Source organism: Stenotrophomonas sp. Ker107b (genome assembly GCF_053847245.1).
The window spans coordinates 1,453,718-1,466,811 of sequence record NZ_JBSPHX010000001.1 but is presented as its reverse complement, the minus strand read 5'-3'; the positions used below and the strand labels follow the sequence as shown (position 1 = coordinate 1,466,811).

5 protein-coding genes are annotated in these 13,094 nt (G+C 70.3%); 3 read left to right on the top strand and 2 right to left on the bottom strand.

Annotated features, from left to right (window positions below; translation table 11 throughout):
* Window positions 1-46: 46 nt before the first annotated feature.
* Window positions 47-1,942: a DUF885 domain-containing protein gene (locus tag ACWV8V_RS06665; RefSeq protein ID WP_259259875.1), complete on the bottom strand. Its 1,896-nt coding sequence runs from the start codon at window positions 1,940-1,942 to the stop codon at window positions 47-49.
* Between the two features lie 425 nt (window positions 1,943-2,367).
* On the opposite strand from ACWV8V_RS06665, the gene ACWV8V_RS06660 reads away from it, so the two are divergent.
* Window positions 2,368-5,043 (top strand): TonB-dependent receptor plug domain-containing protein, encoded by a 2,676-nt coding sequence (locus ACWV8V_RS06660; protein ID WP_455899293.1) that lies wholly within the window; start codon window positions 2,368-2,370, stop codon window positions 5,041-5,043.
* Complete coding sequence (locus tag ACWV8V_RS06655; protein WP_455899292.1) at window positions 5,040-6,233, top strand: pyridoxal phosphate-dependent aminotransferase; 1,194 nt, start codon at window positions 5,040-5,042, stop codon at window positions 6,231-6,233. Before ACWV8V_RS06660 ends, ACWV8V_RS06655 begins: the two co-directional genes overlap by 4 nt.
* Window positions 6,234-6,251: 18 nt before the next feature.
* Here ACWV8V_RS06655 and ACWV8V_RS06650 read toward each other — a convergent pair whose 3' ends face one another.
* On the bottom strand, window positions 6,252-8,039 hold the full coding sequence (locus ACWV8V_RS06650) for an FAD-dependent oxidoreductase (RefSeq protein ID WP_455899291.1): 1,788 nt from the start codon (window positions 8,037-8,039) through the stop codon (window positions 6,252-6,254).
* A gap of 249 nt (window positions 8,040-8,288) precedes the next feature.
* Here ACWV8V_RS06650 and ACWV8V_RS06645 point away from each other — a divergent pair, with 249 nt between their 5' ends.
* On the top strand, window positions 8,289-13,067 hold the full coding sequence (locus ACWV8V_RS06645; protein ID WP_455899290.1) for an ATP-dependent helicase: 4,779 nt from the start codon (window positions 8,289-8,291) through the stop codon (window positions 13,065-13,067).
* Window positions 13,068-13,094: the final 27 nt, after the last annotated feature.

Here is a 13,094-nt window from a genome sequence, read left to right as displayed (position 1 = left end):
ATTTATACGCAGGCACCGGCCGGCGGCCGGCACCTGTGCAGGGGCGTCACGGTGTCCGGGGGGAGGCCGGTCCGCCGGCGGCGATCCAGGCGTCCACGGCCTGGCTGACCACCGTCATCGGCATGGCCCCGTTGCCCAGGATCAGGTCGTGGAACGCACGGATGTCGAAGCGGTCGCCCAGCTCCCGGCGTGCCTGCTCGCGCAGTTCCAGCAGCCGCAGTTGGCCCATCTTGTAGGAGGCGGCCTGACCCGGCTGCACCAGGTAGCGGTAGACCTCGATGCGCACATCGGCCGGGGTCATGCCGGTCTTGTCCTGCATGTAGCTGATGGCCTGCTCGGGTGTCCATCGTTTGCGATGCAGGCCGGTGTCGACCACCAGCCGCACCGAGCGGAACATCTCGGCCTGCAGACGGCCCAGATCTCCGGCCGGGTCATCGCGGTACACACCGGTCTCGGCCATCAGCTGCTCGGCATACAGCGCCCAGCCTTCGCTGAACGCACTCGGATTGAGGCTGCGGCGCAGCATCGGCAGCTCGGTCAGGGTCTGGCCGATCGAGATCTGGAAATGATGCCCCGGCGAGCCCTCGTGATAGGTGAGGGTGGGAATGCTCCAACGCGTATTGGACGTGATGTCGCCCAGGTTGATGAAGAACGTGCCCGGCCGTGAGCCGTCCATCGCCGGTGGGTAGTAGTAGCCGCCGGGCGAGGTGGCCTGCATGTGCGTGGGTACCGGCTGCACCAACAGCTTCTGCGTCGGCAGATGGCCGAAGTAGGTGGGCAGGATCGGATCGAGAGCGCGCAGGCGCTGTTCGATGTCGCCGATCAGCTGCCTGCGGCCGGCGTCGCTGTCCTCATACAGGTAGCGCGGGTCCTTGCGCAGCTGTTCGATGCGGGCGGCCACGCTGCCCTCGCGCAGGCCCAGCTGCTTCAGGCGGTCATCCATCGCCGTGTCCAGCCGCGCCACTTCGCGCAGGCCGATCTGGTGGATGGCATCGGCGTCCAGGTCGGTACTGGTGTACCAGCGCAGGGCCGCATCGTAGTAGGCCTTGCCCTCGGGCAGTGCCCACACGCCGTTGTTGCCGGGGTGGGTCGCCAGCGTGGCCTGCACGTTGTCGAGCAGGCGTTGATACCCCGGGTTCACCGCGTCGCGCACCGCAGCGGTGGCCTGCGCGATCAGTTCAGCGCGACGGGCCGCCGGGATGGACGACACCTTGTCCAGCTTGCGCTGCAATGACTGCACCCACAGGCTGTCCTGCGGCGCCGGTTTCAGCAGGGCACGGTACTGGTTGGCCGCGCCTTCCAGCGCAACCGCCGGCGGCACCACGCCCTGTTGGGCCTGCATGTCGACGTTGGCGCGGACCTGGTCCAGCTTGGTGCCCATCGCCTGCAGCCGTTCAATGTAGCGGCGGGCACTGGTCTCGTCGGTCACCGCATGCTGGTTGTCCATGAACTGTGGGAGGTTGACCGGCAGGCTGAACAACTGGTCGATCGCGTAGGTGCTGCCGCCCACCGGCAACCAGGCCGCGGCCCATGGCACGGCCATCAGATCGATCTGGGTCTGGTAGAACCAGCGCGCCAGGCCGTCGCTGAGGCGTTGCTGCGGGTCCAGCGGTGCGCCTTTCCATGCACGGATCTGCGCCAGGTTGTCGACAAGAAAGCGGCGGTTGATCTCGCGCCGGGCCAGCGAGACGTCGGTCAGCTGGCCGGATAGATCACCGCCGGCATCGCCGCTGATGCCGAGCATGGTGCGCAGTTCCGGGTCGGCGTTGATCGCGGCCATCGTCTGCGCATCGAGCAGGGCGTTGAACCCGACGTCGGCGGCGGGCGCGGCCGCCGTGGTCGGCGCCTGTGCATGCGCCCCGGTGGATGCAAGCGTGAGGGTCCCGGCGATGGCGAGTGCGAGCAGGGCGGGGAATCGGCGGGCGGGCGTGGTCGGAATCACAGGGCGATCTCCGTTGGCGGGCAGGCTGCGCGCAGGCTACGCCAGCACGTACGCCAGCGCACGTATCGATCGTCACGCGTGCGCAGCCGGCTGGATGCATCCTGCGTTCCGGTGCCTTGCCCGAGCACCGTTGGCTATGTGGATATGCAGGTGTGTAAGGGCGCTTTCGGTAAAAAGACGGGCCCCAGTGAATCAAATCAAGCACTTGATCGGTGGCGGCCCTGCACGCCATTCCACCCGCGCGGGGGCACGCCCCGCGGTGGATTGACGCTCTGCAACAAGTTTGCAACAAGTGCCTCCAGGTCACCTGGGGGAACCTGCCTTGCCTGCTCCGTACCTGCCACGGCGATGTCGCCGCTGACGTACCGCCTGCGCCGCCTCATCGTCTTCTTCGGGCGTAACGCCCGACCTCTGCGGAAACCACCATGAATCCTCGCGCCACCGTGCTGCGACGTCGCCGTCTGTCCGTCGCCGTGCTTGCCAGCCTGTTCACCGCCGTTCCGGTCCATGCTCAAACCGCGGCAAATGCGCCGGCGGTCACCCAGCTCGACCAGCTCACCGTCCTCGGCAACCGCACCCAGGCCCGCACCGTGCTCGAATCGCCGGTGCCGATCGATGTGCTGAGCGCGCAGGACCTCCGCAGCAGCGGCTACACCGATATCAGCCAGATCCTGCAGTCGCTGCTGCCCTCGTTCAACTTCCCGCACCCGACCACACCGGACGGCAACACCCACATCCGCTCGGCGACGCTGCGCGGGCTCTCGCCGGATCAGACCCTGGTGCTGGTCAACGGCAAGCGGCGGCATGCCAGTGCGTGGGTCAACACCGGCGGCACGGTGGGCAAAGGCGCGGTCTCCACGGACCTCAATGCGATCCCGGTGAGTGCGATCGAGCGGATTGAAGTACTGCGTGATGGCGCGTCTGCCCAGTACGGTTCCGATGCGATTGCCGGGGTGATCAACATCGTGCTGCGCGAGGATGCCGGCTTCGAAGGGCGGGTCAGCCGCGGCACCACCCGCGATGGCGGTGGTGGCACCACGGCCGTCGCCCTGGACACCGGCGTGGCCTTTGCCGACGGCGGCGGCCTGCACCTCACCTGGGATTATCGTGACCGCAAGGCAGCCAACCGCGCCTTGCCCGATACCCGTCAGCAGTACTTCGGGATCGGCCGCAACGGTGCGCCGGTGGCGCCGTCGGGCACCTTCGGCTCCGGCACCGGCCTGGCACCGATCGGGGGCGCGGCGGCGGGTGCCGTGGCCGACCCACGCGAAGCCAGCATCGACCGCGATGCCCTGTGGCGCTTCGCCGACTCGGCCGACACCGTGGAAAAGACCGTGTTCGGCAACCTGCGCAAGCCGCTCGCCTGGGCGGAGGGATTGGAGGCGTATGCGTTCGGCGGCTACGGGGTAAGCGAGGGCAGTTCCAACGCCTCCCTGCGCCGCGCTGGCCAGGTCGAGAACGTGCGCGCGATCTACCCCGACGGGTTCCTGCCGTGGGTCGATACCCAGAGCACCAACGCCTCGCTCGGCGCCGGCATCAAAGGTCTGCTCGGCGACTGGCATTGGGACCTGAGCAGCGTCTACGGCCGCAACAAGCTGGTCTACCGCACCCGCAACACGCTCAACGCCACGCTGGGTGCGGCCAGCCCCACCGCGTTCTACAACGGTGCGCTGGAGGCCTCGCAGTGGACCACCAATCTGGATGCCAACAACAGCATCGAGCTGGGTTGGCATGCACCGCTGCGGCTGGCGCTCGGGGCAGAGTTCCGCCGCGATACCTACGGCATTTCACCCGGTGAGCGGAACTCATACGTCTGGGGGCCGGCGCGGGTGCTTGATGGCCCCTCGGCCGGCGCGGTGCCGACGATCGGCTCGCAGGGCTTCGCGGGCATCCAGCCGGCGGACGCCGGCAACCATCACCGTCACAACGTCTCGGCCTACGCCGAAGCGGAAACCGATGTGACGGATCGCTTCCTGGTCTCGCTGGCCGGGCGCTGGGAGGACTACAGCGATTTCGGCAGTACCACCAACGGCAAGCTGGCCCTGCGCTACCAGCTCGACGGCGGGGTGGCGGTGCGCGCCTCGGTCAGTACCGGCTTCCATGCGCCGGCCTTGGCCCAGCAGTACTTCAGTTCCACCAGCAGCCGCACGTTGAACAACGCGGTGACCGGGGTGCCCGAGTACGTGCTGGTGCGCACCGCACCGGTGGATACGGTGGAGGCGCGTGCCCTGGGGGCGGGCTCGCTGGAGCCGGAGCAGGCGACCAATGTCACGGCGGGCCTCACTTGGGGCATCGGTGGGCTGAGCGCGTCGGTGGATGTGTACCGGATCGACATCGACGACCGGATCTTCCTCTCCAGCAACTTCGTTGATGCAGCCGGGTCGACCGCGATCCGTGACTACCTGGCCGCGTTGGGCTCGCCGGGCGTAACCAGCGTGCGCTACTTCAGCAACGCCGCCGATACCCGCACCACTGGCGTGGACGCCTCGGCGCGCTACCGTTGGGAGCTGGCGGACTATGGCAGGCTCACCGCGACCGTCGCGTACAACCGCAACAAGACCGAGCTGACCCATGTCGCCTCGACCCCGGCGCAGCTGACCGCGCTCGGCGTGCGCACGCCGTTGTTCGATGTCACCGAGCGCACCCGGGTGGAGAAAGGCCAGCCGCGCGACAACCTGACCCTCGCGCTGGGCTGGGATGTCGGCCGCTGGGGCCTCCACCTGGGCACGCACCGCTATGGCGAGATCGAAGGCGTGGCGGCAACCAACCAGAGCGCGGCCAATGTCGCCGCCTTTGCGCAGGGCTCGACCCGTTTCCGCACGCTGCCGACCGAAGCCGGCACCGCCGGCAATCTCGATGTGATCCAGAAGCTGGAGGCGCGCTGGGTCACCGATCTGGACATCGCCTTCCGTGCGACCGAGACGGTGACGTTGGTGCTGGGCGCCAACAATCTGTTCAACACCTATCCCACCCGCAACATCGCCACCACCCCGCAGGTCTCCGGCGCGGATACCTTTGGCGTGTTCCCGTACAGCGAGCTGTCGCCGTTCGGTTGGAGTGGCACCTACTACTACGCACGCCTGGAGGCGCGTTTCCAATGACCCGTTCCACGATTGCAGGCCACCTGCCTGCCGACCCGCAGCGCCGCCGCTGGCTGCGCGCCGGGCTGACCAGTGTCGCAGCGGTCGCGCTGGCGCCGGCCGCTGGATCCGCTGCGCCGGCCGCGCCGGTAGCCGTGACAGCCGCCGGGCGCACCACGGACCTGCTGCGGCTGGATCTCAATGAAAGCAGCTACGGCCCGTCACCTCGGGTCGGGCCCGCGGTACAGCGCGCGCTGGTGGAGGCCCCGCGGTATGTCAGCGCCGCGCAGCTGCAGGCGTTGCAGAGCCAGATCGCCACGCTGGAAGGGGTCGCGCCCGAACAGGTCATCGTCGGTGAAGTGCTCGAAGCACTGGGCCAGCATCTTGCGCTGAGCCAGGGCGCGGGCGGTTTCATCTACAGCGTGCCCGGGTATGGCGCCCTGGTGGATGCGGCCAGGCCCTTTGGCGGCCGGGCGGTGGAAGTGCCGTTGAACGCGCGGCTGGAGAATGATCTGCCCGCATTGCTGGCGGCGATCGCGCCGGATACCCGCGCGCTGTTCGTGGTCAACCCGCACAATCCCTCCGGCACGCTGAGCCCCGGGGCCGAGTTCGATCGTTTCGTGAGCGCCGCGCAGGCGCGCACGCTGGTGATCGTCGACGAGGCATACCTCGACTACCGCGAGGGTGCCGCCACGTTGAGCGCGGTGCGCCTGCTGCGGCAGGGCCAGAACGTGGTGGTGTTCCGCACGCTGGGCAAGATCCATGCCCTGGCCGGGCTGCAGGTCGGGTATGCGCTGGTGCCCGCGGCGCTCGCCGGGGCACTGCGCCAGCGCGGCGTCGGCGGCGCGCATGCGCAGAACCAGTTGTCGCTGGCGGCTGCATCGGCCGCGCTTGCCGATCCCGCCCACGTGGCCCAGGTCCGGCGCAGCGTGGCGGCGGAGCGGCAGCACTGGCAGCAGGTCCTGAGCGGCCTGCGCCTGCGCTCGACCGAAGCGGCCGGTAATTTCGTGTTCGTCGATACCGGGCACCCCCATGCAGCCGTCGCTGCCGGGCTCCTGCAACAGGGCGTGCGCATCGCCCGTGTGTTCGCCCCGTATGACACCTGGGTGCGGATCACCGTCGGCACGCCGGCGGAGAACCGGCGTGCGCAGCAGGCGTTGCGCAGCGTGCTCGCCCAGCTGGGCAAGGCCCAGGGTGGGGCGGCGGCGTAGACGCTGCCCGACGCGCCGTCAGCCGTCGATGCGCTCGAAGCCGTCCGCGCTCCAGTCCTCACTGCCCACACCGTGATGGATCACGAACAGGCCCTGCGGATCGTAGCGGCGCTTGGCGGCCTGCAGCCGGGGGTAGTTCGGCCCCCAGAAGGCCTGCTGCCAGTCCTTCTGGAAATAGTCGCTCTCTGAAACATAGGCCGGGGCCGAGGGCGCCACCACGCTCAGGGCCTGGTAGGCGCGCGCCACGTTCAAGGCACCCCGCCGTGCCCGGGGCTCATCCACCGTGCGCCCCAGGCCCGGATACACCGGCCCGCTGGCATTGCCGATGATCGCCAGCGCGAAGGCGTCCAGTACCGCCGGATGGGTGGCCGTGTCGCGGCTGGCGGCCAGCGCCGCCGCCGGCGCACCGAACAGGCCCTTGTTGCAGTGCAGGCCGACATCCATGTGATCGGCGGCTGCACAGATCGCGGCGGCCGCCTGCTCACGCTGCGCATCGTCCAGCAGCCCCGACGGCAACCAGGCCGATGCGTAGCCATGCAGAAACCAGCCGACCTGGCCCTGGTCGCCCTTCCACAGCATGTGCCGGGAGGAGGCGCCGTCGCGGGTGTCCTCGGCGATGAGGGCAGGGGCGTGCTGGCGGAAGAAGTCCGCGTCCCAGAAGTCTCTGGCCGGCATCGCCAGTGCCTGCAAGGGTTCGGTGATCGTGTACACCGGTCGGGCGCGGACCCAGTCCAGGAACGGCCTCCAGGTCGCTTCGGCCGCGTCGCGCGACAGACCCTGGAACACCATCGAGATCGACAGCCGGCGCGTGTCCTTGAAGGTGAACTGCTCACCCCAGTGCGGGTTGCACAGCGTGTCGCGGTAGAAGCGGAGCATCTCCGCCGCCAGTGCCCGCCAGCTGGCGTCGTCGCTGGCCTGGATCTGGCAGGAGACGCCGCCGAAGGTATCGGGCAGGTCATGGGTCCGCAGCGTCATCCGGGTGACGATGCCGAAACTCGCCGCGCATCCGCCCTTCAAGGCCCAGAACAGGTCCGGCTCGTTGTCGGCGTTGACGGTGCGGATCTGCCCGTCGGCGGTGACGATCTCGGCTTCGAGCAGGCTGGCCGCGGCTGTGCCATGCGCTTTGGAGAAACTGCCGAAGCCCCCGCCGGTGACCAGGCCGGTCACGCCCACCGAGGTGCAGCCGCCGCCCTGGACATAGCGCCCACCAAAGGTGGTGACCGCATCGTAGGCATCGATCCACATCGCCCCGGCGCCCACGCTGACCGCCGGCTGCGGCGGCGTGCCCGGGCGGGCGTTGTGGGCGACGAAGGCATCGTGCAGCTCGACCTGGTTCATCGCGCGGGTCCAGACCAGCAGCGAATCCGGCGCGCAGGAGGTGCCGTGATAGCTGTGCCCGCCGCCTTTGACCACCAGCCGCAGGCGGTGGGTGCGGGCGAAGTTCACCGCCGCGGCCACATCGGCGCTGTTGGCGGCGGCCACCACCTTCGCGCTGGGCACTGACCGCCACGCGCCGAAGTAACCACTGGTCTGGGTGAGCGCGGGCGCATCGCCGAGGAAGAACGGATTCTGCAGCTGCTCCAGCGCGGCGGCGCGGGTGGCGGCGTCAGCGAGAAAGGGGGACTGCGGCACCGACAGCCGACCGCCGACGGCACGCGACAATCGGTCCCACTCGGCGGCAGCGGGCCACCCCGCAGCGCCCGGCCGGACCCTCGCACGCGTCGCTGCGACGGCAGGGCCGGCCTTGAGCAGCATCGGCAGCAGCGGCAGGGTCAGCCCGGCCTTGAGGCAATCGCGTCGTTTCATGAGGGTCGTTCCTGCGGCAGCAGCGGGGTTGATGCCAGCGAGTGTGTTCCCGCAGAGGCCCGCGGGCCCTGGCCTGGGGCCGGATGTCGGTGATGAAGGGACGAGTGGCGGGGGCCCAGGGGCGGGCGGCGCCAGCCGGAGACACGTCGGTCCCGCGCCGATTGACGGATGTCCGACGGGGCTTACCCTAGTCTGGTTCCATTGCGCTCGCGGCCGTCGCTGGGCGAGCGCCCCACGACATCCGGATCCATGCCCACCTCGAACGACCCCGCCCCCGGCGCACTGGCCACCTTCACTCCGGCCACGCGCGATTGGTTCACGGCAGCCTTCGCTGCGCCCACGCCAGTGCAGGACCATGCCTGGGCGGCGATCAGCGCCGGCCAGCACACCCTGGTCATCGCGCCGACCGGCTCGGGCAAGACCCTGGCCGCGTTCCTGCACGCGATCGACCAGCTGTTCCGCAGCGGTGAGCAGCAGGGCGGTGGGCGGCCGGCGACGGCCACGTCCACCAAGCGCGGCACCCGTGTGCTGTATCTCTCGCCGATCAAGGCGCTCGGCGCCGATGTCGAGCGCAACCTGCAGAGGCCCCTGCAGGGGGTGAGTGCCGAACGCGAGCGGCGCGGCGATCCGGCGGTCACCCTGTCCGTCGCGATCCGGACCGGCGACACCACCCCGGCGGAGCGGGCGCGGCTGCTGCGGCGTCCGCCCGACATCCTGATCACCACGCCCGAATCGCTGTTCCTGATGCTGACCTCGCAGGCGCGCGAGACGTTGCGCGAGGTGCATACCGTCATCATCGATGAAATCCATGCGGTGGCCGGCAGCAAGCGCGGCACCCATCTGGCGTTGAGTCTGGAACGGCTGGATGCGCTGCTGCAGGTGCCCGCGCAGCGCATCGGGCTCTCGGCCACGGTGCGCCCGGTGGAGGAGGTCGCGCGGTTCCTCGGCGGCGACCGTCCGGTCAGCGTGGTCCATCCACCGTCGCAGCGGGCGCTGGAGGTCCGGATCGTGGTGCCGGTCGAGGACATGGCCGACATTCCGCCGCATCCCGCGACCGCCGATGCACCCGCGTCCGCCGGCCGGGTCGGCTCGATCTGGCCGCATGTGGAGGCCAGCATCCTGGACCAGGTGCTGGCGCGACGTTCGACGATCGTGTTCGCCAACTCGCGGGGCGTGGCCGAAAAGCTGACTGCCCGGTTGAATGAACTGCATGCCGACCGTGTCGCCCGTGGCCAGCTCCCGGCGCTTGCATCGATAGCGGCGGCTGCCCCCGAGCACTACGGGTCGTTCAACGGCGGCACCGCCGGGCGGGCCGCTGGAGCGGACGCGCTGATCGCCCGGTCGCACCATGGTTCGGTCTCCAAGGAACAGCGCCGTGAGATCGAACAGGCGCTCAAGTCCGGCGAGTTGCGCTGTGTCGTGGCCACCTCCAGCCTGGAGCTGGGCATCGACATGGGGCTGGTCGATCTGGTGATCCAGGTCGCCGCGCCGCCTTCGGTCGCCAGCGCGCTGCAGCGGGTGGGGCGGGCCAGCCATCAGGTCGGGGGCATCTCCACCGGCCTGGTCTACCCACGCACGCGGCGCGACCTGATCGATGCGTCCGTGGCGGTGGAGCGCATGCTGGCCGGTCAGATCGAAGCGATCGATCCGCCGCGCAACCCGCTGGACGTACTGGCCCAGCAGACAGTGGCCGCCGCGGCGATGGAGACACTGGACGTGGACGCCTGGTATGCGCGCGTACGCCGTGCCGCGCCGTACCGTTCGCTGCCGCGCAGCGCGTTCGATGCCACCCTGGACATGCTGGCCGGGCGTTATCCCTCCGATGATTTCGCCGGCTTCCGCCCGCGGCTGGTCTGGAACCGCGACACCGGTGCGCTGAGCGCGCGGCCGGGCGCGAAACAGCTGGCGGTCACCAGCGGTGGCACCATCCCGGACCGCGGCATGTTCGGTGTGGTGCTTCCGGAAGGCGAGGAGCGTGCCGGGTCGCGCCGGGTCGGCGAGCTCGATGAGGAGATGGTCCACGAATCACGGGTCAACGATGTGATCACCTTGGGCGCCACCTCGTGGCGGATCGAGCAGATCACCCATGATCAGGTCGTGGTGACTCCCGCACCGGGGCGTTCGGCGCGCTTGCCGTTCTGGCGCGGTGAGGGCGTCGGCCGCCCGGCCGAACTGGGCGAGGCGGTGGGTGCCTTCATCGGTGCGCTGGATGCCGGTGTCGCGGAAGCGGGCATGCCGGCCGGGCTGCGCGAGCGGCTGCAGGCCTGCGGATTGGCGGACAACGCGATCACCAACATCGCCGGCCTGCTGGCCGAACAGCGCGAGGCCACCGGCGTGCTGCCCACCGATCGCACGCTGGTGCTGGAGCGCTGCCGCGATGAGGCTGGTGACTGGCGGCTGATGTTGCATTCCCCCTATGGGCGGCGCGTACACGATCCGTGGGCACTGGCGGTGGCCGCGCGCATCCGCGAACGCTGGGGTGTGGATCCGGCGGTGGTCGCCAGCGACGACGGCATCATCGCGCGGCTGCCCGACGCGGAGGGGCGCCTGCCGGGCGCGGAGCTGTTCCTGTTCGAGCCCGAGCGGCTGCGCAGCGACGTCACGCGCGCCGTGGGCGGCTCGGCCCTGTTCGCCGCGCGCTTCCGCGAATGTGCTGCACGCGCGCTGTTGCTGCCGCGGCGCACGCCGGGTCGCCGCTCGCCGCTGTGGCAGCAGCGCCTGCGCGCCGGTGAACTGCTGGCCATCGCGCAGGGCTACCCCGGGTTCCCGATCCTGATCGAGACCGCACGTGAATGCCTGCAGGACGTCTACGATCTCGATGCGCTGGGCGTGCTGATGCAGCGGCTCACCGACGGCCGCGTGGCGATCGCCGATGTCACCACCGAGGTGCCGTCGCCGTTCGCGGCGAACCTGCTGTTCGGCTATGTCGCCGAGTTCATGTACGGCACCGATGTGCCGCTGGCCGAGCGCCGCGCGTCGGTGCTGTCACTGGACAGCGGCCTGTTGGGCGATCTGCTCGGCCAGGTCGATCTGGGCGAACTGCTGGATGCGGCCGTGGTGGAGCAGGTGGGCAGCGAGCTGCAGCGCCTGGCGCCCGACCGCCGTGCGCGCGGCAAGGAAGGGGCGGCCGATCTGCTGCGCGAACTGGGCCCGCTCACCGATGAAGCGATGGCGCTGCGGCGGGTCGATGACGATCCTGCCGGGCATCTGCACGATCTCGCCGCCGAGCGGCGTGCGATCCAGGTCCAGATCGCCGGCCGCATGCACTGGGCGGCCATCGAAGATGCCGCACGCCTTCGCGATGCGCTGGGGGTCACCCTTCCGCGCGGCATCCCCGAGATCTTCCTGCAGTCCTCATCGGACCCGCTGGGCGAGCTGCTGGGCCGGTATGCGCGTACCCATGCGCCGTTCACCACGGCCGAGGTGGCGGCCGCGTTCGGAGTGGGCGTTGCCGTGGCCGATGCGGCACTCACGCAGCTGGAGACGCAGGGCAGGCTGCTCAAGGGTCGTTTCGGTGTGGCGCGTCGCGACGCCGAGGCCCTCGGTGAGGCCGCCGAGCCGGCGCCGCTGGCCCGTCACGAATGGGTGGGCGAGGCGGTGTTCCGTCGGCTGCGGGTGCGCTCGCTGCAGGCGGCACGCGAGGCGACCCGGCCGGTCACGCGCGACGCCTATGCCCTGCTGTTGCTGGAGCGGCATGGGCTGCTGGCCGATGCCGAACAGGCTGCACGTGGCATCACTCACCGCGGGCCGGGTGCGCTGGAGGGCATCGACGGCGTGCTGCGCGTGGTGGACCTGCTGGCGGGTGTGGCGCTGCCGGCGTCGGTGTGGGAACAGCAGATCCTGCCTGCGCGCGTGGTGGATTACGCGCCGGCGATGCTCGATGAGCTGCTCGCTACGGGCACCGTGGTGTGGGCCGGGCACGGGCGGCTTGGCGAGGAGGATGGCCTGGTCTCGCTGCACCTGCAGGAATTCGCGGCAGAAACGCTGCCCGCGCTTGCGCTGGCAACCGCGCTGTCGCCGCTGCAGGACGCGCTGCTGCAGGTGCTGGCCGACGGGGGGGCGTACTTCGCGCGCCAGCTGGCCACCGCGGTGGGCACGCACGGGGCGCGGGCCGGCAACCCGCCCATGGAGATCACCGCCGCGCAGCTGCACGACGCCTTGTGGGGCCTGGCCTGGTCGGGGCACCTGACCACGGATCTGTGGGCGCCGCTGCGCGGCATGGCCGGGGCCCGCACGCCACGGCCGCGGGTCGCGCGCGCCTCGCGGCGCGGTCGACGCGTCCGTGGCATCCCGATGCACGACACGCCCTTGGCCGACGGCGCGCCGGGCGTGATCGCCAGCTTTGCGGCCCCCGCGCTGGCCGGGCGTTGGTCGCTGTTGCAGCGTGAGGCGATCAGTGACACGGCGCGCGCGGTGGCGCTGGCCGAGGGGCTGCTGGACCGGTACGGCATCGTGACCCGCGGGGCCGCGATGGCCGAAGGGATCGCCGGCGGCTTCCCGGCGCTGCAACAGGTGTATCGCGGCATGGAGGATGCGGGCCGGGTGCTGCGCGGGCGCTTCGTGGACGGGCTGGGCGGGGCCCAGTTCGCCGATCGCCTGATCGTGGATCGACTGCGTGGCGTCGCCGATGCCCTGCGGCCCGGTGCTGGCGAGGTGGCGATCGGGCTGTCCGCAGTGGACCCGGCCAACCCGTTCGGTACCGTGGTGCCCTGGCCGGTGCACGGCTCGGCGGTCCGGCCGGTGCGACGTGCCGGCGCCGTGGTGGTGATCGGCGGTGGGCGTCTGTTGATGTACCTGGCCCAGGGGGGGCGCCAGCTGCTGACGTTCTTCGATGCGGACGATGTGTCCCTGGTCGGCACGACGGCTGCCGCGGCGCAGGCGCTGGTCGGTGCACTGCGGCGGGGGCGGCGGATCTCGTTCACGGTGGAGCTGATCAACGATGCGCCGGCGCGGCGCGATGGAACGATGGACGCACTGCGGGCCGCCGGGTTCTCCAGCGCGCCCAAAGGCATCAGCTGGGAAGGATGAGCAGGGAGAGGCGAAGACTTACTGATG

What these genes read in the sequence shown, in the direction of transcription:
- ACWV8V_RS06645 (WP_455899290.1), top strand. Translation starts at nt 8,289, where the DNA reads ATGCCCACCTCGAACGACCCCGCCCCCGGCGCACTGGCCACCTTCACT.
- ACWV8V_RS06655 (WP_455899292.1), top strand. Translation starts at nt 5,040, where the DNA reads ATGACCCGTTCCACGATTGCAGGCCACCTGCCTGCCGACCCGCAGCGC.
- ACWV8V_RS06650 (WP_455899291.1), bottom strand. Translation starts at nt 8,039, where the DNA reads ATGAAACGACGCGATTGCCTCAAGGCCGGGCTGACCCTGCCGCTGCTG.
- ACWV8V_RS06660 (WP_455899293.1), top strand. Translation starts at nt 2,368, where the DNA reads ATGAATCCTCGCGCCACCGTGCTGCGACGTCGCCGTCTGTCCGTCGCC.